The sequence below is a fragment of the Streptomyces sp. NPDC043812 genome, assembly GCF_056436245.1.
Genome location: NZ_JBWKCY010000034.1, coordinates 40,991 through 62,248, shown reverse-complemented (window position 1 = coordinate 62,248; position 21,258 = coordinate 40,991). Strand labels below are relative to the sequence as shown.

The 21,258-nt window shown below is 68.4% G+C and carries 24 protein-coding genes and 1 pseudogene; 10 read left to right on the top strand and 15 right to left on the bottom strand.

Annotated elements, in window-relative coordinates; translation table 11 throughout:
- Positions 1 to 366: 366 nt before the first annotated feature.
- Complete coding sequence (locus AC067Z_RS34255) at positions 367 to 1,422, bottom strand: pentapeptide repeat-containing protein (RefSeq protein WP_478793541.1); 1,056 nt, start codon at positions 1,420 to 1,422, stop codon at positions 367 to 369.
- Positions 1,423 to 2,410: 988 nt separating this feature from the next.
- On the opposite strand from AC067Z_RS34255, the gene AC067Z_RS34250 reads away from it, so the two are divergent.
- Positions 2,411 to 2,971: a hypothetical protein gene (locus AC067Z_RS34250; protein WP_478793540.1), complete on the top strand. Its 561-nt coding sequence runs from the start codon at positions 2,411 to 2,413 to the stop codon at positions 2,969 to 2,971.
- Positions 2,972 to 3,248: 277 nt separating this feature from the next.
- Complete coding sequence (locus AC067Z_RS34245; protein WP_478793539.1) at positions 3,249 to 4,340, top strand: IS630 family transposase; 1,092 nt, start codon at positions 3,249 to 3,251, stop codon at positions 4,338 to 4,340.
- 65 nt (positions 4,341 to 4,405) lie between these two features.
- Here the strand turns inward: AC067Z_RS34245 and AC067Z_RS34240 are convergent.
- Positions 4,406 to 5,171, bottom strand: a pseudogene (locus AC067Z_RS34240) (transposase).
- Positions 5,172 to 5,251: 80 nt separating this feature from the next.
- On the opposite strand from AC067Z_RS34240, the gene AC067Z_RS34235 reads away from it, so the two are divergent.
- Positions 5,252 to 5,626 carry a hypothetical protein gene (locus AC067Z_RS34235; RefSeq protein ID WP_478793538.1) on the top strand — a complete coding sequence of 125 codons (375 nt, stop codon included), beginning with the start codon at positions 5,252 to 5,254 and terminating at the stop codon, positions 5,624 to 5,626.
- Between the two features lie 104 nt (positions 5,627 to 5,730).
- Positions 5,731 to 5,988 carry a DUF6221 family protein gene (locus AC067Z_RS34230; protein ID WP_478793537.1) on the top strand — a complete coding sequence of 86 codons (258 nt, stop codon included), beginning with the start codon at positions 5,731 to 5,733 and terminating at the stop codon, positions 5,986 to 5,988.
- Between the two features lie 26 nt (positions 5,989 to 6,014).
- On the opposite strand, the gene AC067Z_RS34225 is transcribed toward AC067Z_RS34230, so the two are convergent.
- From AC067Z_RS34225 to AC067Z_RS34215, 3 genes are all read right to left on the bottom strand, one after another.
- Entirely contained in the window at positions 6,015 to 7,187 is a 1,173-nt protein-coding gene (locus AC067Z_RS34225; RefSeq protein WP_478793536.1) for a hypothetical protein, read from the bottom strand.
- A gap of 513 nt (positions 7,188 to 7,700) precedes the next feature.
- A complete protein-coding gene (locus tag AC067Z_RS34220; RefSeq protein WP_478793535.1) occupies positions 7,701 to 7,859 on the bottom strand; it encodes a hypothetical protein in 159 nt (52 codons plus the stop codon).
- A gap of 141 nt (positions 7,860 to 8,000) precedes the next feature.
- On the bottom strand, positions 8,001 to 8,981 hold the full coding sequence (locus AC067Z_RS34215) for a GNAT family N-acetyltransferase (protein ID WP_478793534.1): 981 nt from the start codon (positions 8,979 to 8,981) through the stop codon (positions 8,001 to 8,003).
- Between the two features lie 345 nt (positions 8,982 to 9,326).
- Between AC067Z_RS34215 and AC067Z_RS34210 the strand changes: the two genes are divergently transcribed.
- Positions 9,327 to 9,824 carry a hypothetical protein gene (locus AC067Z_RS34210; RefSeq protein ID WP_478793533.1) on the top strand — a complete coding sequence of 166 codons (498 nt, stop codon included), beginning with the start codon at positions 9,327 to 9,329 and terminating at the stop codon, positions 9,822 to 9,824.
- 7 nt (positions 9,825 to 9,831) lie between these two features.
- Here AC067Z_RS34210 and AC067Z_RS34205 read toward each other — a convergent pair whose 3' ends face one another.
- Genes AC067Z_RS34205 through AC067Z_RS34195 form a run of 3 tightly spaced genes read right to left on the bottom strand, consistent with a single transcriptional unit; the run spans position 9,832 to position 12,162 of the window.
- The gene (locus AC067Z_RS34205; RefSeq protein WP_478793532.1) at positions 9,832 to 10,350 is read right to left on the bottom strand and encodes an ISL3 family transposase; all 519 of its coding nucleotides are present in this window, start codon (positions 10,348 to 10,350) and stop codon (positions 9,832 to 9,834) included.
- Positions 10,331 to 11,626: an MFS transporter gene (locus tag AC067Z_RS34200; RefSeq protein WP_478793531.1), complete on the bottom strand. Its 1,296-nt coding sequence runs from the start codon at positions 11,624 to 11,626 to the stop codon at positions 10,331 to 10,333. The genes AC067Z_RS34205 and AC067Z_RS34200 overlap by 20 nt, the downstream gene beginning before the upstream one ends.
- Entirely contained in the window at positions 11,623 to 12,162 is a 540-nt protein-coding gene (locus tag AC067Z_RS34195; protein ID WP_478793530.1) for an ArsR/SmtB family transcription factor, read from the bottom strand. Before AC067Z_RS34195 ends, AC067Z_RS34200 begins: the two co-directional genes overlap by 4 nt.
- A gap of 21 nt (positions 12,163 to 12,183) precedes the next feature.
- Between AC067Z_RS34195 and AC067Z_RS34190 the strand changes: the two genes are divergently transcribed.
- Positions 12,184 to 12,552 carry a hypothetical protein gene (locus tag AC067Z_RS34190; RefSeq protein WP_478793529.1) on the top strand — a complete coding sequence of 123 codons (369 nt, stop codon included), beginning with the start codon at positions 12,184 to 12,186 and terminating at the stop codon, positions 12,550 to 12,552.
- A 408-nt stretch (positions 12,553 to 12,960) separates the two neighbouring features.
- Here the strand turns inward: AC067Z_RS34190 and AC067Z_RS34185 are convergent, their stop codons facing one another.
- A complete protein-coding gene (locus tag AC067Z_RS34185; protein ID WP_478793528.1) occupies positions 12,961 to 13,938 on the bottom strand; it encodes a GNAT family N-acetyltransferase in 978 nt (325 codons plus the stop codon).
- A gap of 53 nt (positions 13,939 to 13,991) precedes the next feature.
- On the opposite strand from AC067Z_RS34185, the gene AC067Z_RS34180 reads away from it, so the two are divergent.
- Positions 13,992 to 14,621 carry a TetR/AcrR family transcriptional regulator gene (locus AC067Z_RS34180; protein ID WP_478793527.1) on the top strand — a complete coding sequence of 210 codons (630 nt, stop codon included), beginning with the start codon at positions 13,992 to 13,994 and terminating at the stop codon, positions 14,619 to 14,621.
- A gap of 143 nt (positions 14,622 to 14,764) precedes the next feature.
- On the top strand, positions 14,765 to 15,178 hold the full coding sequence (locus tag AC067Z_RS34175; RefSeq protein WP_478793526.1) for a hypothetical protein: 414 nt from the start codon (positions 14,765 to 14,767) through the stop codon (positions 15,176 to 15,178).
- A gap of 61 nt (positions 15,179 to 15,239) precedes the next feature.
- On the opposite strand, the gene AC067Z_RS34170 is transcribed toward AC067Z_RS34175, so the two are convergent.
- From AC067Z_RS34170 to AC067Z_RS34155, 4 genes are all read right to left on the bottom strand, one after another.
- Positions 15,240 to 15,497: a hypothetical protein gene (locus AC067Z_RS34170; RefSeq protein WP_478793525.1), complete on the bottom strand. Its 258-nt coding sequence runs from the start codon at positions 15,495 to 15,497 to the stop codon at positions 15,240 to 15,242.
- 396 nt (positions 15,498 to 15,893) lie between these two features.
- Entirely contained in the window at positions 15,894 to 16,097 is a 204-nt protein-coding gene (locus tag AC067Z_RS34165; protein ID WP_340491335.1) for a cold-shock protein, read from the bottom strand.
- 561 nt (positions 16,098 to 16,658) lie between these two features.
- On the bottom strand, positions 16,659 to 17,165 hold the full coding sequence (locus tag AC067Z_RS34160) for an allene oxide cyclase barrel-like domain-containing protein (protein WP_478793524.1): 507 nt from the start codon (positions 17,163 to 17,165) through the stop codon (positions 16,659 to 16,661).
- A gap of 485 nt (positions 17,166 to 17,650) precedes the next feature.
- The gene (locus tag AC067Z_RS34155; protein WP_478793523.1) at positions 17,651 to 18,277 is read right to left on the bottom strand and encodes a TetR/AcrR family transcriptional regulator; all 627 of its coding nucleotides are present in this window, start codon (positions 18,275 to 18,277) and stop codon (positions 17,651 to 17,653) included.
- Positions 18,278 to 18,376: 99 nt separating this feature from the next.
- On the opposite strand from AC067Z_RS34155, the gene AC067Z_RS34150 reads away from it, so the two are divergent.
- Together AC067Z_RS34150 and AC067Z_RS34145 are read left to right on the top strand one after the other, a co-directional pair.
- On the top strand, positions 18,377 to 19,030 hold the full coding sequence (locus AC067Z_RS34150) for a CatB-related O-acetyltransferase (protein ID WP_478793522.1): 654 nt from the start codon (positions 18,377 to 18,379) through the stop codon (positions 19,028 to 19,030).
- Positions 19,031 to 19,088: 58 nt separating this feature from the next.
- A complete protein-coding gene (locus tag AC067Z_RS34145; RefSeq protein WP_478793521.1) occupies positions 19,089 to 20,285 on the top strand; it encodes a macrolide family glycosyltransferase in 1,197 nt (398 codons plus the stop codon).
- A 34-nt stretch (positions 20,286 to 20,319) separates the two neighbouring features.
- Here AC067Z_RS34145 and AC067Z_RS34140 read toward each other — a convergent pair whose 3' ends face one another.
- Together AC067Z_RS34140 and AC067Z_RS34135 are read right to left on the bottom strand one after the other, a co-directional pair.
- Positions 20,320 to 20,646, bottom strand: coding sequence for a hypothetical protein (locus AC067Z_RS34140; RefSeq protein ID WP_478793520.1), 327 nt, complete (start codon positions 20,644 to 20,646; stop codon positions 20,320 to 20,322).
- 342 nt (positions 20,647 to 20,988) lie between these two features.
- A complete protein-coding gene (locus AC067Z_RS34135) occupies positions 20,989 to 21,195 on the bottom strand; it encodes a transposase family protein (protein ID WP_478793556.1) in 207 nt (68 codons plus the stop codon).
- Between the last annotated feature and the right edge of the window lie 63 nt (positions 21,196 to 21,258).

Genomic DNA, 21,258 nt, shown 5'->3' with positions numbered 1-21,258 from the left:
CAGTTACTCCCGGTCCTGCCATGGCCGAGGCGCCGGAACAGGCCCTCGACCGTCACATTCGGGGCAGCCGGGTGGTGCTGGTGGCGTGGGCTGCGACGAGTGCGATCAGCGCACTGGTGTCGGGCTCAGCGGACGGCTGGGCTGAGAGGCCGTGAGTGCCCGGACCTCAGGGCTCGTGCAGCGCACGATGTGCACGCCGGACGCCAAGGCGGCCCTGCATCCGGGAATGGGGAGGAGGGCCGCCAGTGCCGCGGTCGGTCGCGGTCGGGTGCAGCCAGAGCGCGGTCTGCACCGTGATCCAACGACCGGCGGGCCCTGAGAGTTGCGTGAATGCCAGGGGCCGCCGGGTTGGCCCGTCACACCCCGTCAAGGTAGGTCGGAGATGTTCGTGCCTGAAGGAAGACTCAGCCCGGGAGGCAGCGACTGCAGACCGAACTGTGGTGGATGGGTGAAGTCGGCAACTTGGGACAGGTCGATGGTGCCGCCGCTGAAATGGGCGGGCGGTGCCGTGCGGTAGAGGGAAGGGAGGTGGTGTTCACTGAAGTTCACTGTGCTGCCGGTGAAGGCCGCGCCGGTGAAGTCGACGCTGCCGTCGGAGAACTCAGCGCCCTCGAAAGGGACTTCGCCCGCCGTGAAGGCAGCGTCTCGGAAGGTCACGCGAGCGCCGGTGAAGCGGGCATGGTCGAAGGTGACCCAGCCGCCGCTGAAGGCGGCACGGTTGAAGCGGACGGTGCCGCTGCGGAATTCAGCGAGCCGGAAGTAGACGTAGCTGCCTTCGGCGAAGTCGGCCTCATCGAAGATGATCTGGTCCGTTCCGTGGCCGGCGAAGACGGTCTTAACGAAGAGGATGTCGCCGCCGGTGAAGCGGGCGCCACGGAAGTCAGCTTCGTCAAGGACAGCGCCCGTGAAGTCGAGGTCGTGGCCCTGCCAGGACGCAGGCGCACCGTCGCGCAGGTGGGCGGCGATGATTCCCACGACAGTTACGCGTACCTCCCGCTCACGTTGCCACAACGCCAGCGCCTGATCGTCGATAGGTTGCTCGGGAGCATGCGGCATTCTCAGGTAGCCGCACAGCACGTCGATGCACATCTGGCGTTCCTGCGGCCATTCATCGGCGAGCCGTGACATGGCGTAGGCCCCAGCCATGCGTACAGCCGGCTGGTCCGCCCCGAGTTGTTCGGCAGCGGCGCCGAACCGTTCGATCAGCGCTTTGTCGTACTCACGGGCGTCGGTGGCTTCGCTGAGATGCTGGCGCCGGTAGGCAACCACGAGTGCCACTACGCCGCCGACTCCTGCGACAACAGCTAATGCGATCTTGATGGCGTCGTATGTGTCGCTGGGTTTGAGCGGGCCGGCTACCTGCAGTCGAGGTCTCCCCAGTGTCAGCCAGAGCAGTCCTGAGACTGCGATCGCTGCGGCCACGGCTAGGACCAGTACTACGGCGACGTGCAGGCCCAGGGGCCAGCGCATGACACCGCGCGGAGCCAGGTTCGGGTTCCTCTCAGTCGCAGTCAAACTCACCCCCTGGACAGATGACCTCGTCGGCGTTCACGCAGCCGAAGAGGACCGTGGGGACATCGCCGCCAGGAAACCACCTCATAACGCCCTCCCCCTCTTCTGCTGGTGGCCAGCGTGGCGTACCTCCAGCATGCGCACCAGAGGGCCGACACCACGGCTACTGGGTTCGGGCCCTGGCACGGGGAAATCTCGCTTCCGAGCCTGCACGCGCTTACGTCTTCGCGACGGAGCCGAACGGATCAGAGGTACCGCTCCCGGCCTTGCTCGGACGATCGCAGTGGACGATCACATGAGATTGGGCGGCAGCGTGTGTGCGGTGCTTTCGCTTCTCTGCTGTGCGGGCAGCATCCGGACCACGCTGGCACCTTGGGACATCTGGTGGCGCAGAAGCCAGGTCTCCGTCATCGAATGATCCAAGCTCGGGCGGGCCCGCCGTGGCGGGTCGGCCGACCAGCGGCGGGCCCACCGGGAGGGACCGCGGTATCCCTCGCGAGGGTGACGCCGGAACAGCCGCTGGGGTGATATCGCCTCGCACCAGGAGCCCCGGACCTCCTTGATCTCCCGGTTCACCGGTTCGGATCGTTTGAATGGCCGCCTCGACCGACGTGGGCTTCTCTTGAGACGGACCCGCAACAGCGTTCGACCGGGAGGTGGCCGATGTACAACATGTGCGCCGAACATGTAGCGACGGAGACCGGCACCGGCCTCCTGTGGCATGCCGTCGACGGCAACGGCAACACCATGTGCGCGCGGATCTTCAGCGCGGCACCGACACCGGACGGGGCGAGCGACCGTGAGGACTACTGCCGCAGCTGCATGAACGCCGTGGGCGACGCAGTTCGCTCTTCGTCTGTCGGAGATCCACACAGTCCGATTGCGGGAGGTCACCCCCATGGTCAGTAACACCTCCGAGCAACTGAACCAGCACGAGCAACCGAACCAGCACGGGCCGCGGCTGATCGCCCGATGGCGCGAGTCGGCAAGCCGGAACCTCAGCCCCACGAAGAGATCGCTGCTCGTGACATGGATCGCGTTCGGCGTCACGTGGGGAACCGTGCGGACCATCACCCACGGCATCCGCGGCGGCTGGCTGCCCTGGGGGAACATCTCCGCCGGCGGCCGGCACCTGCACCACTACAACATCGGCATCGGCACCCTCGCCGGCATCGGGATCATCGCCGTACGCGGCGACGAACGCGCCGTCGGCCACCCCGCCGTCGCCGGCGCCTACGGCGCAGGAACCGCACTCATCGCCGATGAATTCGCCCTGCTCCTCGACCTGCAGGACGTCTACTGGGCCAAGCAAGGACGCCTCAGCGTGGATGTCTCCCTCGGCATCCTTTCCGCACTCGGCGCATACCTGACCGCCATACCGTTCTGGCACGAGTGCGTCCGGGTGACCCGCCACCACATAGCCTCGGCCGCCAAGCGGAACCTGAGAACCGCCGGCTGAGTCGCCCGGGCCGCCACTACGCCCAGGGCAAGCCCGGCCGAGTCAGGGGTGGACGGCGCGAGTTGCCCGTTCGAGGGCGGTCTGCGCCTCGCGTACGGTCCTGTGCACGATCAAGATGCCGTACGCGGATGTCTGCTGAGCTGCGGATTCCTGACCTTGCGAGGGAAGCGCTGCGTCGCCCCGGTTCCCCGCTCGACTCCGACCGGTCGGGCATGCAAGGGGCACGGGAGCTAATCTTCCGAGTCAGGAATTCTGTTCAGATGTGTAGGCTTGGTCCATGGCACGGACGGGGCGGCCGAAGGCCGAGTTGAGGCTGTCGGATGAGGAACGGGCTGCACTGGAGGGGTGGGTGCGGCGTCGTTCTACGCCGCAGGCGTGGGCGTTGCGGTGCCGGATCGTCCTGGCCTGCGCCGAGGGTGACTCGAACAAGGACGTGGCGGCCCGGCTCGGTTCCACACCTCATGCGGTGGGCCGTTGGCGGTCCCGGTTCGTGCAGTACCGGATTGCCGGCCTGGGTGACATGCCTCGGCCAGGCGGACCCAGAACGGTTACGGACGAGCAGGTCGCCGCGGTGGTCACGAAGACACTGGAGTCCACACCGAAGAACGCAACACACTGGTCGACTCGGTCGATGGCCAAGGAGATGGGCCTGTCACAGTCGTCGGTGTCACGGATCTGGCGGGCGTTCGGCCTGCAGCCACACCGGTCGGAGACCTTCAAGCTGTCGACCGATCCGTACTTCGTCGACAAGGTCCACGACGTTGTTGGGTTGTATCTGGACCCGCCCGAGCGGGCGTTGGTGTTCTGCGTGGACGAGAAGTCGCAGATCCAGGCCCTGGACCGCTCACAGCCTGTACTGCCGATGATGCCCGGCGTTCCCGAGCGGGCGACCCACGACTACGTCCGTGCCGGCACCACCACATTGTTCGCCGCGTTGGAGGCCGCCACCGGCAAAGTCATCGGTTCCCTGCACCGCCGACACCGGGCCGAAGAGTTCAAGAAGTTCCTGATCAAGCTCGACAGGGAAGTACCTGCCAGCCTGGATGTCCACCTGATCTGCGACAACTACGCCACCCACAAGACCCCGGCCATCAAGAAGTGGTTGCTGTCCCATCCCCGGTTCCACCTGCACTTCACACCGACGGGCTCGTCCTGGCTGAACCTCGTCGAGCGGTGGTTCGCCGAACTCACCAACAAGCAGATACGACGAGGCGTTCACAAGTCGGTGCAGGCCCTGGAGAAGGACATCCGCAACTGGATCGCAGCCTGGAACACCGACCCGAAACCCTACATCTGGACCAAGACTGCCGACGAGATCCTCGAACGCCTCGCCTCATATCTGAACAGAATTCCTGACTCAGAAGACTAAGGACTGTCCTGTAAATGATCTCTGGGTCGTCTCGGGCGTGGTCGGCCGCTGTGTGATCCGCTGCTCTATCTGGCGAGGGTGAGGTTGTGCATCCGTGCGATGCCGAGCATGGCGTGGTGGACTCCGTCGCCTTTGAGGCGGCAGTCGCGGAGAATCTTCCAGGGCTTCATTCGGGCGAAGACGTGCTCGACACGCGCGGACTTGCTTGTGGGACTTGTTGTGCGCTTCCTTCCAGGAAGGCAGGTCTTCGCCCTTGCGTCGACGATGGGGCATGACCAGCCCCGTGCCGGGATAGCCGCCATCGGCGATCGTGAGTGTCCTGCCGACCGCGGCCATGGCGCCGGATTCCTCCCACGCCTTGCAGTCGTTGCGGTTCCCGGGCAGCGGTCGGCCGACGGCGACGACGAACCGCGTGTCGGCATCGACGACGACCTGGTGGTTGGTGGAGTACCGGCAGTTCTTCGACTGCTCGGCGATGGTGCGGTCGCGGGTGGGTACCAGGGTGCCGTCCACGATGAGCACGGTGTCCTTGCTGAACCGGCTGCGGGGTCGCAGGGCGAGCGCGGGACCGAGGTGGCCGATGATCCGGTCGGCCGCGGACTTGGAGATACCGAAGCGCGGCGCGAGTTGGCGCATCGTCATATTCGTCCGCCAGTAGGTCGACACGAGCAGTACCCGGTCCTCCAGCGGAAGGGACCACGGCCGGCCCTTGCGGACCGGATCCGCACCTTCACGGCGCAGCGCAGTCACCAGCTTCTTGAAGAAACGCGGGTTCAGTCCGCTGAACGGGGCTATCCAGGACGGCTCCGACGCCGTGATCACACCAGCCACCACAAGATCGTTTCATGGTGCCGGTAAGGCATCGAGAAGGCGGGGTGTCTCTCAAATGCGTCCGTGAGATCGTCGTGCTCATGATCGAGTCCTGGGTGATCGATGACGACAGCACTGCCCCGGTGCCGTCCGAAGTGGTGCGGGAGACGCTTCGGGCGAGGGTTAACAGCAGGCAGCTTGAGACGTGGCTGACCAGTTCGTCTGGTCGATCGCTGGCCTTCGTGACGAACACAGAGCGCGCGATGGTGGTGCTGGTCGATGGGGAAGACGGCGAGCAGCACGCCATAGACCCGGGAGCGGGCGGATCGAGCGAGGGGTTTGTCCTCTCCAATGGGCAGCATGATGAGTACCTGGACGAAGACACCGTTCTGATCGGTGAGGCCTTCAGGCTCGTGGAGCACATCGTCAGCACGGGATCCTGGCCTGCGGACGCGCGCTGGGTGGTCGTTCGCTGAAGTGTCGGCCTATCGCCGGGCCCAGATGACCTGGCTCAGCAGATGGGTTCGTCGGGACGGAAATAGAGCTCCTCGATGCCGCTGCCGTGCGCGAAGATGACCCAGTGGACGACCTCATAAAGTTCCTTCGGGACCGCAACATGGCGGACAACCACGCCTATGCCGAGGTGGCCCACCGCTTCGGTGGCGACGCCCTGCTCGACAGCCACCTACCGATGCTCGACCTGGTCGACATGCTGGCCAGGGAATACGACGCAATGGATCCGGCGGATGCACGCCACGCAGGTCTCGCGTACGCGCTGAACGTGCTCGCGCAGTCTTACACCGAGCACCCCGACTACCGCCGCGAGTGGCGTCCGTAGGCGCCGAGGCAGCCCGGAAATCGCGCCTACCGGGCGTCGACGAGGGCGACGGCCTCGGCGAAGTCGGCGTACGCGGGTTCGAAGGTGCGGGCGGCAACGAGGAACATCGAGCGGTCCGTCAAGGCCCGGGCGAGGCGTGCAGGGTCGTCGGGCAGGCGGCGGGCGAGCGCCACACCTTCGTCGAAGTACGGCTTGAACCGTTCCCCGAAGCCAAAGGGGTGGTTGCCTTCGCGGAGGGCCGCGCGGATGCTGATTCTGCGCTGGACGTCCACCAGTTCGGGCAGTCGGCCGGCCCACCGCAGTCCCGCCGCCTTCGTTTCGAGCCCTGGCAGGGTGCCGAGGAAGGCATCCCGCGTGTCGCTCGACCATCTGACGTCGGTGCCGAACGGCGGCATCGGGGACTCGGCGCTCGCAGCCGGTTCGTCGGCCCGCCCCGACAGGGCGAACAGGGTGACCCACCAGGCGAGGATGCAGCTCCAGTTCTTCGGCTCGCCCGTCGTCGCCAGCTCCTCCAGGACGGTGAGGGCCTCCCGCCGGGTGGCCGCGGCGTCCGCCCCGTGCCCGGCGGCCTCGCGCATCCGGGAGAGGTGCACCAGCTCCCAGGTGAGGATGGCCAGCGCCGTACGCTGCCCGGCGGCCTCGCGCCGGGTCTGGTCGAGGAGCTCGCCGAAGACGGCCGATGCCGCGGCGTGCAGGCCGGCGCCCTCCAGGTTCGCCGCCCACTCGACCATGTTCCAGAAGGAGTGCTCCGGTATGCCGTTCCGGGCTGCCTTCTCGTTGAGCTCCGCGGCCTCCCGGAACCGCCCCTCCTCGGCCAGGATGTTCGCCAGCCGCCCGCTCTGTCCGGCCTCGGCCAATTCCTCGCAGGCCGCGTGCCCCTCGGCTCGGCGTCCGAGAGCAAACAGGGACGCCTGGTAGGCGTCCAGGGCCCTGCACAGCCGTTCTGCCCGGGTCGGCGCCCCGGCCTCGATCCTCCGCGCGGCTTCGACCGCTTCGGTGGCAAGCGTCAGGTCCACCTCCGGGTCCCGGCTGCGGTAGCTCATCGAGAGAAGCGCGTCGACCAGCTTCGGCAGATACGCCTTCGGGCTCACCTCCGCCAGAACCCGGTACGCGTGGACCTGTTCGAGCAGGCGCAGCCGGCCGGAACCCAGCAGCAGCACCCGTGCCCGCAGCACCGCGTCGTGATCGATCTTCCCCATGCTCCCCCTGTTCTCCGGGTGATTCACGAAGGAGATTCTGGGAGTCGGGGAGCGGACCGGACAAGGCTCGCGAACTGTGCGTTCTGTCCTACGAATAACGGCGCTGACCTGTCATGATGGACATGCTCTCGTAGTAGTCCACCGGATGCGTGGCCGACGGTGACAGACCCCCCACCAACACGTCGTCCTCATTGCATGAGGACGACCAGCAGCCGCCGGGCTCCCACGGCCTCCCAGCCTGTGATGCGCATCGAGGAGTGACCGTCAGGGGATCCTCCGTATCGGGATCGGGCCGGTGGGCACAGCTGGCCCGGGCCGCTGCCGGGCATGCCAGAACGCCCCCGCCACGAGGGCGAGCGAGGCGGGACGGGGGCGGCTACGGGGTCGGGTCGAGATGCGGGACGTGGCCCGGCGGAAATGGTTGTACTTCAGGAGTGCCGCTCCCCCGCGCAGGGAGGCTGTCTGCAGGACGTGGGCGGCGATGGGCATCTGGGTGTGCGTCAACTCGACGGCTCAGCGGTTGTTCGCTCTCAGGTGGAGTGCGGCGTCCAGCGCGGCACGCAGGGCGGTGACCAGCTCGCTGATCAGCTCTGTCTCGCATGCGTCGGGGCGGGTGAGGCGTATGAGGGTCGCGTACTGCCCGGCGGTGAGTTCAACATCCGTGATCGCCACGTGTCGCTCTGTCCATGAGGAGCCTGAGAAGGGACAGCACTTCGACAGTGGTCCGGGAGGTCTGGCCGTCGGCGCCGACGCGGAATGTTCACGGGTTCGGGCAGCACCGGGCCTTCCTCGCGGGCCGAGTGTGGCGGGGTCTCAGCGCCAGTCGTCGATCACGTAGGCGTCGGGGTGGCTGTAGCCGGGTTCGTTGGGCCTGTGCATGGTCACGCCCTGCAACCAGGTGCGGAAACCGCGGTCGACCATTCGACGGTAGGCATCCGGGCGGCCCAGGTTCATCCCGGCGTCCAGTTGACCCAGTCCGCGCTCGGCGGCCAGCTGCTCGCACGCGCCAAGCAGTCGTTCGAACCGGTCGGCCGCCTCCGGGCCAGGGCGCACGGCGCCGAACTTGACGAAACACACGTCCTCGCCGGCCTCCGACCCGGCTCCGCAGTGGCAGACGGCCAGGCCATCGAGCTCGGAGCCGGCGCCCTGGAGCAGGATGGTGTCACCGAGCCCCTGCGCGTGCGTGGCCACGATCTCGCGTTCCAGGCTCAGGCCCTCGTACACGGCCCCGGTCAGTGCGCGACAAAGGCTCAGGGCGTGGGGCTGCTCGGCGGCGGGCAGCTGGCCGTACAGCACTCGGCCGGGGACTGCGGCACTGCCTGCCACCTGCTTCTTCATGATGGCTGTGAGGAATCGGGGCCAGAAACCGTAACGGCGGTAGAGCTCAAGGTGCTTGGGACTGTGCGAGAAGGTGAACAGGCCCAGGTGGCGGTTCTCCCAGGTGTCGAAGCAGTCCATGACCGGCTCCATGAGGCGCCTGCCGACGCCCTGGTCCCACAGGTCCGGACGCACGGTCAGCGGACCGAAGTACCCGACGCTGCCCCAGTTGACGGCGAAGTTCGATCCGGCGACTTCGCCCTCGACCGTCGCTGCGAAGGCCGCCTGTGGATCGGCCGCCCAGCGAGTACGGACGTAGTCGGCGGTCCCGAAGAACGTCTTCGGCTCGGGAGCCCCGAGGAACGTCCCGAAGGCGACCCTGAAGATCTCGTCGGCCCGATCCAGGTCCGCCTCACCCAGCGGGCGGACCGACACAGGGCCCGTGCCACTCTTGCGCTCCCCTGCCGGTGGGATCATCGCTCTCTCCTTCCCGACCCCCTGTTTCATCGCACCACGTGCGTGCGCCGCAGGCGAGGCGAAAGGTCCACCGAGACTCAGGGACCAAGGACCCGGCCGGTCTGCCTTGCCTGTCCGCCAGGAACTGCAGCTGTCACCAGGCCGAATACCGACCGGTCGAACAACGGCTACTACGGGTGCCGAGGCCCAGGAAGGCCACCCTCTGCCCGGGCGGGAGTCAGTCGACGGGTGCTGTCCGTTCTCGGGTTCTGGTCCCACTTCTGTGGAGCTCTCACGCTCTGTAACGTCTCGGGTCTGGATGGCCCTTTGTGACTCGTTGACAGACCTGTTTGGGATCATGCCCGCATGGACTTCGACCTCGCCCCACCAATCGGCGTTGGCCCGTTGCGGATCGGTATGACTCGGCAATCGGCAAACACGGCGCTGGACTCGCTCCGCGATCTCTCCGCGGTCTCGGAGTCCGACCGGTCGGGTCAGCACGTCTTCCGTCCCAGTGGACTGATGATCAGCATCCACTGCACGCGAGACATGCTCGAAGCCGTTGAGCTTGGGAGGCCGTCGACTCAGACAGACCGAGTCATCTTCCGGGGCCTGGACGTGTTCGCGATCCCGGCCCGCGAGCTGGTGCAACGCATGGGCGAGTACACCTCGATCGAGGCAGACCCCGACGACCCGGCGTCTTTCATCGCCTCTGACCTGCTCCTGAGCTTCTGGCGCCCGTTCGCAGCCGACGACGAGCCAGAGGAAGAGCAGGGCTACTTCTTCAACTCGGTCCTGCTGGCACGGCCTGGCTACTGCGACACCCCTGCTCAGGCTGCGGAGCGACTCCAGCAGAGGTCGTGACGTGCCGTCAGGATGCCGGCAGGACTCGTTTCCGCAAGAGCCTGAAGCCGGCCCGGCCGTACATCTGGCGCTTGATCATTTTGATCCGGTTGACGTGGCCTTCGACGACGCCGGAGCTCCACGACAGTGTTAGGCCGGCGGTGACGGCGGCGAGATCGGGTTCGAGGCCGTTGACGAAGGTGTGGAGGCTGGGCAGGTCGATGACGCGGACCGCCTTGATCCATTGCGGGAGCTGCTCACCCTGGAGCTGGGTGAGCATGCTCCCGAACGCTCGGACGTGTCCGGTGAGGGCGTCCAGTTCGGGGCAGCCAGCGAGGACGGATTTGAGCTTCAGGCGCTCGCTCTCCGGCAGGGTGTCGGGGTGAGTCAGGATCCAAGCCGGTGACCGTGCGTGGGGACGGCAGACGGGCTGCAGGTGCGATCGGGGATGTGCGAAACGGCTGAAGGTAGGCGCGGACGGCTCCGTAGCCGCCCGTTGCCTTGTTGTGACGCCTTCGCGGCAGGCGTCACAACAAGTCGGGTGCACTCTCCTGGGCGGGATCCTTGGATGCCGGGTGATCTGGACCGCCGGCCGGGGCGGCGGCACGCAGCGCCGCTTCGACCCGGCGGTTGCTGGTCATGGATGCCGTGACGGCCGTCATCGCCAGGAGGAGGACGGCGGCGGCGTAGAGCGGGGTGCGGATGTCGTAGGCGGTGGCCAGCCAGCCGCCGAGGAAGGCCCCGATGGGGGCGGCGCACATGGCCAGCATGCGGGAGGTGGAGGCGACCCGGCCCATGAAATGGGCCGGGACGATCGCCTGCCGGAGGGAGGGCCCGAGCACCATCGTGGCGCCCATGCCGGCCCCGCAGACGGCGAGCGCCAGCCCGGCCACATACGGGTTCGGGGCAGCGGCCAGGCCCAGGATGGCAAGCCCTTCGACGGCGGCTGTGCAGGTGAGTGCGGTGCCGGTGCCGAGTCGTCGGCCAAGGTAGGAGGCGATGCCTGCACCGAGCAGGCCGCCGGTGGCCTCCGCCGTGAGGAGCAGGCCGAAGCCGTAGGTGTCGATGCCGAGGCGGTCGTGCGCGAAGAGGGCGAGTACGGTCTCCACGGCGAGGAAGGCGATGTTCCCGACCGCCGGGCGGAGCGCGAGCCCGAGCAGCAACTGATCCCGGAAGACGTACGAGGCCCCGGCCCGCGCCTGCCGAAGCAGCGACTCGCGCACCTCCGGCACGGGCCGGGGCATGGCGGGCAGCGTACGTACGAGCAGTGCGGAGAGCATGAACGACAACGCATCGGCGAGCAGAGGAACCGCCCGCCCGAGCGCGAGCAGCGCACTGCCCGCAGGCGGCCCCGCGAAGCCGGACATGGCGGTCTGGGCGCCGCGCAAGCGGGAGTTGGCGCGCTCCAAGAGTGCGGGGTCGCGGCGGAGCAGATCCGGCAGATAGGCCGTGGCGGCAGTATCGAAGAAGAGTCCGCCGAGGCCGAGCAGGAAGGCGACGGCCGCGAGCAGCGGAATGCTCAGCACGTCGAGCACGGCCGCCGCCGCGGGTATCGCGAGCAGCACCGCACGTGCCGTGTCCGCGACCCACATCGTGCGCCGGCGGTCCCAGCGGTCCACCAGCGCACCGCCGAGCACCCCGAAGAGCAGCCACGGCAGCGTCCCCGCGGCCGTGACGACGGCGAGCGCCATCGGATCCCGCGTCAACGTCAATGCGAGCAGCGGCAGCGCGGCATGCGACACCCCGTCACCGAGCGAGGACACCGTCTGCGCAGTCCACAGCCGTCCGAACCCGGTCGGCAACTTCCGAACGTCTGAGGTCACTTGGCGTCCCCTTCGGCCTGCTCTCGCGGCGCCGGCCGGAACAGTGCGAAGACGAGTGACGCGTCCGGCAGCGACGGATCGGACAGCTCCCTGTACTCGTCCGCCAGAGCCTGCAACCGCGCCCCCAGCTCCGCGAACTGCTCCTCGGTGAGCCGCAGATGCGCCATCCGCACATGCCGCTCGCCATCCACCGGCGCTGCCTCCAGGTCCGCCACCGCATGCCGCATCAGCACATCCGGGCCTCCCTCGCCCGGATCCGGTAGCACGATCGCCCGCGCGACCATCGCGTAATACCGCTCGGTGACCCCCCGCACCTTCCGCGTCCGCACCACCTTCACCAGGCCGACCCGCTCCAGCAGCCGCACGTGATAGCTGGAACTCCCCTTCGCAAGGCCCACTCGCTCGGCGATCTGCGTAATCGTCGCGGGCTCGAAGCGGAGCACGGCCATGATCCGGTGCCGCGTGAGATTGGAGACGGCGCGCAACTGCTCGTCAGTGGTGACGTGAAACGTCTCGGGAAGATCATCGGTAGGCATGCGAGCAATGGTCAACGATTCTTGACCATTGAGCAAGGGGATTGCGCGCGGATCGTCATCGGCACCAACGAGTGCCTCGTCGCCGCCCGCGCCCGCGGCCGGGTCGGCGGACGCCCCAGCGTCGCCACCGAGGAGATCATCCGGGCCGCCCGTGACCTGCTGCCCGACCCGGGCCGCTCGATCACCTCGATCACCAAGCTGCTCGGCGTCTCGCCGGGCACGCTCTACGACCACATCCCGGACTGCGCGAGCTGCGCGTCGGCGCAGTGCCCCGCCAGGCGGTTCTGCTCCGGCTCGGTCGGGTGGCCGCGGGCGTGGCGGCCGGAGGCGGTGACGAAGTCGACGCCTGTGACCTGCTCGATCAGCGTCGCCTTCGGCGAGGTCGCGTAGGCCATCCACAAGCCGGGCTGCACAGCGCTTCCCGGGGAGGCCGGCTTGCACACCAGCGGAAAGCCGACTGTGTGCGCCGCCTTCAGCGCCTGGTGATAGCTGTCCGCGTGCGAGCTCCGCTATTGGGCGCCCCAGCCCGGGCCAGGAGTTCTGCGGTGTGGTGCCGCATCGTGCTTGCCGCGAGTGTGGCTGCGAGCGGCCGGGGCAGTCCGAAGTCGTGTCGCCGACGAGAGACGATCACCGAGAACCGGCTTGGACGGGACTCTATGATTTTGGGCTGCGTGAGATCCGGGCGCGGGTGGAAGGGCCGTCCCACGCGCCTGCTGCGCGTTCCTGCCTGCACGCGGGTATGAAGTCACACATGGACGCTCAAGCCCGCGCCCCTCGGATCCACCGGGACCCGCACGGTCATTCGTCGCCGGTGGCGGGCGCGTCGTCCCAGGCCAGCGACGACATCCTCCACCCTGACGGGGTCCGGAGGAACTGGGTGGTCTTGTGGCCGGAGCCCTCGAACCACTTACCGCAGTGGAAGCCGGACTTGCGGTATTCGCTGAACCGATGCGCGATCGATCCGAAGATCTCGGTCCGCTCAGCGACCTCCCATTCGGAGAACTCCGTCAGCGTCCCGTCGGTGAGCATCCTCTGCCGCGGCTCGATGAACGCGTCGAGGTCGTAGATCACGGGCTCGTCCCCGACGTTCGCGACGATCCTCCCCTGCGGAATGAAGACGTCGCGGATGACGCCGAGGTCCGGCCGACTGTCGCCGGTGTTGGTGAAGGCACCGACGAACACGCGCATCAGCTGGTCGAGCTCGGCCTGGACGCCGGACACGGACACTTCCCCGAGAGGCGGCCATTCTTCGGACAGGACCGACCAGACTTCGCTGTCCCGCCGCACACCTCGGTACGAACAACGCTGCCGCAGCACGCCGTCGCGGGTCATGCCCAGCCGGCGCGCGACGTCGATGCTGCGGGTGTTGCCCGACGTGACCCACCATTCGACGCGGCTCATCCCGCGTTCGTGGAAGGCCCAGTCGATCAGCGACCGGCATGCCTGGGTCACCAGGCCCCTTCCCTCCCCGGCCTGTTCCAGCCAGCAGCCGATCTCACACACCCCGGAGGCGCTGTCGAAGCGGGTGAACATGACGCCGCCGACCAGCGTGCCGTCCAGCCAGATCCCGTAGATCCTGCCGGCGTCTGCGGCCAGGCGGTCGGCGTATCGCTGGAGGGAAGCCGTGGCCGAGACGAGGTCGGTGCTGAACGTCGCCCAGGGTATCCACGGGTCCACCACGGTGCGGGCGCGGTCGATGTGGGCGAGGAACTCCGGTGCCTGCCAGGGCTCCAGGGTGCGGAGTTGGGCATGGTCGCCGAGCGGCAGGGTGAACATGGCAGTCTCGCTCTCTGGGTGCGTAACAAGCGTTCGGTACGTAAGGTGGCAGTATGTCGCCCGCACCCGGAGACCGTGAAGCCCGCCGCAAGGACGTATCCGAAGCGGTGTGGCACGTACTCGCCGACAAGGGGTTCGGCGGGCTGACCCTGCGTGCCGTCGCCGCCGCGAAGGGGGTCTCGACCGGGATGCTCATGCACTATTTCCCGACCAAACGGGCCCTGATCACGCACGCCCTGGACCTGCTGGAGAAGCGCACCGCGGAGCGTCCCCGCCGCGCGCGTCCCGCCGCGGGCCTCGCCACCGTGCGCGCCATGCTCCTGGACATCCTTCCGCTGACCCCGGGCGACACCGCCCGCAGCCGCATCTGGGTCAGTTCCTGGGACCTCTCCCTCGCCGACGACGGGCTGACCACAGAACAGGCCGACCGCTACACCCGGCTGCGCTCGACGATCCGCCCACACCTCGAAGCCGCCCGCGACCTTGGTGAGCTCCCCACAGACGCCGACCCGGAACAACTCGCCGCCACCGCCGTCGCATTCACCCACGGACTCGTCGTCCAGGCACTCTTCGACCCCGGCCGATTCCCCGAGGACGTACAGATCACGATGCTCGACGACTTCCTCACCTCGACCGCGCTGCCCCGACCCGACACCGGCAAACGACCGGCCCCTTCCCAGTAGCGCGGCTCCATAGGACCCCTGTCCCGCCCGGCAGTGCCCGTCCTTGAAGAGAAGGGGCCCTCCCCCAGAGTTGCGGTTCACAGGTCCACTCTTTCTGATCGGGTGCCACCACCGGCCAGCCCGGTGACAGGCGCGCCCCACTGATGACGGGCAGACCTGGACCGCCAACTGGTGCATTCGCCTCACGCGCCGCGACGGCTGGCAACGGGCCCGCGGTCACCCGGCCGGCCGGTTATCCGAACAGTGCTCTCCTCGGCCGCTACACGCCCGCCGGCCGGCTGCGTCTCGTCGCCCGCACCACTCCCCTGCGCCGGGCCCAGCGCCGGGAGGTCGGCGCCCTGCCCACTTCCGCAGGACCGGGGCATCCGTGGTGGACCGTGCGCCGGACCACGCACTGGGGCAGCCGCGAGCTGCCCGTCTTCACCTGTGTCACCCCCGACCTGGTTGTCGAGTTCCTCGGTGACACTGCTGTTGACCACGGCCGCTGCCGTCATCCCGTCCATCTGCAGCGTCTTCGAAACGACCTGATCCCGTCAGACGTGACCGCCTTCGGCTGAGACCACCCCGCCCTGGGACGCCGCGGCGTCCGGCACAGCCGTTTTTCTGGGTGTCTGGTCGCTAGGTGATGGTGACGCGCAGGACGTACGGCTCGCCGCGGCTGATCGCTTCCGCCTGCTCGCGCAGGTCGGCGGGCGTGAATTCGAGCAGCGCCTGGTCGGCGGCGCGGCGCGGCAGGGGCAGGATGTCGGCCGGAGGTTGTCCGCGATGCGTGGTGGCGAGTTCTGCGAAGGCCTGCTGGTAGGGGGCTCCGTATGCGCTGTTGCTGTCGGCGAGCAGCCGTTCGAGGTGTCGCCGGTCCATCCTGATCTCGCCCATGGTGTGCTCCCACGCCGTGGCCTGGCCTGTCCGGGCCTGCACCATCCGACGCTACGAGCAGCCTCTGACACTCTCGCCGGCCTGCCCCAAGTCGCCGTCGGCGCATTGGGCCGTGGGCGGTAGCAGTAATGCCAGTTGGGATCGTGCGGTTCGATGCCGAAGGGCATCCGGCCGAAGGTACAGGCTGCCCTGCCACGTCTGCGCGTAAGGAGGCCTTCCCTCCTCGTTCGCTTCCACCGTGGCGGCGCCGCCGTCGAGCGGGCCGCCCTCGATATCGATCGTGTACGTCGTCACAGCCCCACCGACGCCTCTACGCACACACCGGTCGGTGGGGGCGGCGCTTCGCACGGGGGCCGGACCGCGCGGCCAGCGTCGCGCGGTCCGGCCACCGCACAGCTAAAGCTTCGTGACGTTCTCCGCCTGGGGGCCCTTGGGTCCCTGGGTCACGTCGTACTCGACCAGGTCGTCCTCGTACAGCTCCTTGAAGCCGGTGGTCTGAATGGCGGAGAAGTGAACGAACACGTCCGGGCCGCCGTCATCCTGCGCGATGAAGCCGAAGCCCTTGTCCGCGTTGAACCACTTGACCTTGCCAGTCGCCATGCTGCTCTCCTCCAGAGTCGGTCGGCGCCACCGTACCGCCCCTGAACTGCCCGTATGGAGAACGACGCGAGGTCGCGCCGTCGCCGCGCTTCGGCTTCACCCAGAGCGCTGCCGCCCGCCACAGGACCGGTGATCAAATTCCGGGGACGAACCTGTCGGTCGTCAGGTCGTGTGACACCTTCGCCGTCACAGGACGGCCTGCTCCGCTGTGACTGAGCGCTTCAGCCGGCGGATTGGCGCGCCAGTTGGCGGAGCTGAGCGCTTGAGTTGGCGGATGCTCTTGGGGTGGGGTGGAGAGGGGTTCGTCGAGGGCGGGGGGGGTCGCCGGCGTCGATGAGGGTGGTGATGCGAGTGGCGTACTCGTTGAGGACGTGTCGGAAGCAGCGCATGAAGGGTCCGTTTTGGGAATCCGGGGGTGTGCGGCGGCGCGGCCGCCGGGCCGCCTGCCGACGCGGGTCGGCAGGCGGCCGGCCGCCCGGGCATCGTCAGGAATCGGACTGCTGAGCGCTGCGTCACGTGAAGAAGCCCCCGCCAGACTTCACCGGGCGGGGGCAGGGGCAGTCAGTCGAGGTCGATCGTGAAACGCCTCGTGCCCGGAGCGATCGTGTCGGCGTGGATCGAGCCACGAGCCCGGTCGTATTGCCCGGTGCCGCCGGTGATCCCGTTGTCGAACGAAGGGGGAGGGCCCGGGTTGAGATGGCCGAAGACCATCCCCTGCACGGAGAGCTGGCCGCCCGGGAGGGTGTAGGTCACGACGCACACCTCCGCTCCGCCGTTGTCGACCCGGGTGGTGTCGCAGGTGCCGCCGGTTTCGCCGACCTGGTTGCCGTACTGGTCGAAGAGGATCGAGCGGAAGACGGTCCGATCGCCCTGGGCGGGGCTGTCGCCGGGGTTGACGGGGAAGCGCGTCTGCTGCGCGAGCCGGCCGATGAGTGTGATGACCTTGTCTTTGCCCTTGGCGTGGGCCGAATCGGTGTCGGTCGCGGCGGCGCCCGCGACAGGGGCGCAGGCGAGAAGGGTAACCAGCGCAGTGGCCGTGCCGAGACAGGCTGCTCTGATGGGGCGCATCACGCGACTCCTGAGGTTGATGCTCATGGATGGTCCGGTGACGCATTCATGACCTCAGCTCCGCCGCGCCCAGCGCGACCACCGGAGGATCCGACCAATCGAACGAGCCCGAACGAGAGACGGCCCGCCCGACCTTGGTCTTCGGTGGCACCGGCGCCCCCACCACGCAGAGCACTCGATGCTCCCGCCACAAGCCCCCAAGTGACTCCCGAACTCGGTTCTGGCACAGATCTAGTCGTCGCGAAGCGTTACCCCTGGTCCACGAGCTCCTTGCCCAAGGCCACTCACGGCGGGCGTGACCATCGAACCAGTGACCGGACTCGGCACGTCGCCGAGCGAGACCCCGTCGCCCGCCACAAAGGTTGAGCTTCCGGAACCTATCGGCGGGTTACTTGCGCCCTCGTGTCCGAGGTAGGACTACTGGACCGTGATCCAGGTCTTGTCGCGCTCTTGATTGCGCTTGCGTTCGCTCCCACTCTCCTCGATCACACGCTCTCTTCCCGACGGACGGAGAAGGCACCCGCGGCAGCCGCCAGGACTGCCGCCTCCGCGGCCCGTTCCGGGAGTTTCGGGTCCGGATCGGCACGCAGGAGCACCAGCTGGTGGTAGAGCGGCGCCGTGGCGGCGATCAGCAGGCTCCGCGCGTCCGTGTGCTGTGCGGGGAGTTCGCCGCGCTCGATGGCGCGCTCGACGAGGATCTCGCACTGGGCGTACCGGTCCGTCCACAGCTGCGTCTGGGCCCGCGCGGCCTGTTCGAAGTGGAACGAGGCGGCCATCAGGGCGACGGCGAACGACGGCTGTACGACCAGAGACTCCTCGATCTCCTGGTTGAGGGCCGTCAGATCGCCGCGCAGCGAGCCGGTGTCCGGCGGCTGCCAGTCGATCTCGCCGGCGGCGTCGATGACGTCGACGAGCAGGCCGCCGACATCGCGCCAACGCCGGTAGACCGTGGCGCGGTGCACTCCGGCCCGCGTCGCGACACCCTCCATCGTGAGTCCTTCGTGACCGCCTTCAGCGAGTTCGGCGCGCACCGCATCGAGAACCTGGGCGCGGATGCGGGCGGTGCGACCGCCCGGACGGCGGTCCGACGTCGTGTCCAGCGGGTCTGTCATCGGCAATCAGTATCCGGTTGATCAAGGCGGCAGGGCTGTGCCAGCATCTTAACGCGACAGTTGTCGCTCTATGCCCACTGGAGAGGAACCGCCTCCGCGATGCCGCCCGTTCCCGCTGACCCCACCGCGCTCCACCCGATGCCCGAGCACACGCGCGTGGTTCTGCTCAAGCCGTTGGTGAAGTCGCCGCTGATCGAGGTCGGTGACTTCTCCTACTACGACGATCCGGACGACCCGACCGCGTTCGAGACGCGCAACGTCCTGTACCACTACGGTCCCGAGCGGCTTGTCATCGGCAAGTACTGCGCGCTGGGGACGGGCACCCGGTTCATCATGAACGGCGCCAACCACCGCATGGACGGTCCTTCCACCTTCCCGTTCCCCGCCATGGGGGGCTCCTGGGCGGGGCACTTCGACCTGATCACCGACCTGCCCGGCCGGGGCGACACGGTCGTCGGCAACGACGTGTGGTTCGGCCACGGCGCCACGGTCATGCCCGGTGTACGCATCGGTCACGGCGCGATCATCGCCGCTGGCGCCGTGGTCACCGGCGACGTCCCCGACTACGGCATCGTCGGCGGCAACCCCGCCCGGCTCATCCGCACCCGCTACGACGCTGCGGACATCGCCCGGCTCCTCGCCGTGGCGTGGTGGGACTGGCCCGTGCAGCACATCACCAGCCATGTACGGACGATCATGTCGGGGACCGTCGCCGACCTGGAGGAGGCCGCCGCGCAGATCGACCAGCCCTGACACCCCGTCCTCGCCACACCGCCCGCACCCGTCCCGCGCCAAGAACGAGTGATCGCCCATGTCCCGTCGCCGCGCCCATATCGCGATGGTCGGCGTCCCCATCGTCAGCCATGTCCTGCCCAGCCTCGCGCTCATCCGTGAGCTGGTGGCCCGCGGGCACCGGGTCACCTACGCCAACGACCCGTTCGTGGCCGACCGGATCGAGTCCGCCGGCGCGGAGCTGGTGCCCTGCACCTCCACGTTGCCCGTCGCGGACAACGACTGGCCTGCCGATCCCATCGCCGCGGCGAGCCTCTTCCTCGACGACGCCGTCCAGGCGCTCCCGCAACTGCGCGCCGCCTACGACGACGATCCGGCCGACCTGTACCTCTACGACATCGGCGCCTATGCCGCGCGCGCCCTCGCCGAAGCGCAGGGGCGTCCCCTCGTGCAGCTGTCCCCGACGTTCGTCGGCTGGGACGGCTACCAGGAGGAAGTCGCGGCGCATCTGCGGAAGCTGCCGGGCGCCGACGCGTACCGGGACAGGTTCGCGCGGTGGCTCGCCAAGTGCGGTGCGACCACCACGGACGTGGACTCGTTCTCCGGCCCGCCCGCCCGGGCCCTCGCCCTGATCCCGCGAGCGATGCAGCCGCACGCCGATCGAGTCGACACCGACACGGTGACCTTCGTCGGTCCCTGCTTCGACACCCGAGCGGACACGGACGGCTGGACCCGCCCGGCGGCGGCGGACAACGTGCTGCTGATCTCGCTCGGCTCGGCGTACACGCGCCAGCCCGCGTTCTACCGCCAGTGCATCGCGGCCTTCGGCGACCTGCTCGGCTGGCACGTCGTACTCCAGATCGGCAAGTACACCGACCCCGAGGAACTCGGCACCATCCCGCCCAACGTCGAAGTGCACTCCTGGGTCCCACAGCGGGCGATCCTGGAACAGGCCGACGCCTTCGTCACCCACGCTGGCATGGGCGGCTGCGGCGAAGGGCTCCTCGCCGGCGTTCCCATGATCGCCGTGCCGCAGGGAGCCGAGCAGTTCATGAACGCCGACCGGCTCGTGGAACTCGGCGTCGCCCGCCGTGTGGACACCACTGATGCTACCGCCGAGACCCTTCGCGCGGCGCTGAACGACCTGGTCACGGATCCGGAACGCGTCGACCGGTCCAAGCAGTTGCAGGCCGCCGCCCGGGCCGAGGGCGGCACCCCGCGCGCTGCTGACCTCATCGAGAACATGCTGGCCGCCGCCGAGGGCCCCGCGCTCTGAGCACTGCCGCTTCCCTTCCCCGGCTGCGCCGTCCTCATCCGAGGACCTGTACTTGCAGGACAAGCGCGGGAAGATCACCGCCAAGGGCGGGGCGCCGGAGTGGATTTGGCGCTGAGCGACAGGCCGGTGTCGGCAGGCTCGTTGACCTCCGCGTGGCGTCGTCGGACCCGGTCCAGGAGCGGGGGGTCTGAGGCGTGACCAACGGTGGGTTGGACTCTGGTCCGGCTGGTCGCCGTAGGCACTCACGGTGCCGACGGCAGGTCTTCTCCACGGCCGCCGAGAGGTTCTGGAGGAGGTGCCACCGATCGGCCACTTCCAGCGCGTCCGGAGCGGCCTGCCGGATTGCCTTGGTGAGTGCCATCGAGCGGTCTCGTCAGATGATCTCGGCGCCGGGATGCTCCTGGGGCCAGCCGGCGACCGTGCCAGTTTCTCGACCGGCAGCACGTCCACCGGCCTGGAGGACTCGACGTCGACGAGGACGGTGCCGTAGGTCCGGACTTGCGGAACGCGAACTCGTCGATTCCGAGGATCCGTGGGGCCTGGGCCGGCACGGGCTGAGCGGCCAACTGCCTCAGGCTGGTCGTCCGCCGACCATGGATCCGCAGCCTCGTGCCTAGGCGCTGGCCCAGGCGGCCGCCGAGCTCCACGGCGACCGCTCTCATGGCCGACCGGGCCGCTATCGAGGTACGAAGGCGCGGCTCGGTCAGGCCCGCCACCTGTTCCACGCTGTCCGGCGTCGGCACTGGCTTTGATCACAGAAGAACCGACGCACGCGGAGTCGGACGATCATCCGGTGACCGCTGACGGGCAGCCCGGTTATGTGACGCCAGTAGCGGCTGTGAACGCGTGCGGCAGGATGCTGACGCTGAGGGCATGGTCCTGGGGGTCCGCAGCCCGCCGCGTCGATCATCCAGTTGTCGTCCGCGACGACGGCCTGGCGCACCGTGAGGTTCAGGCCCGGGAAGAGGAAGTC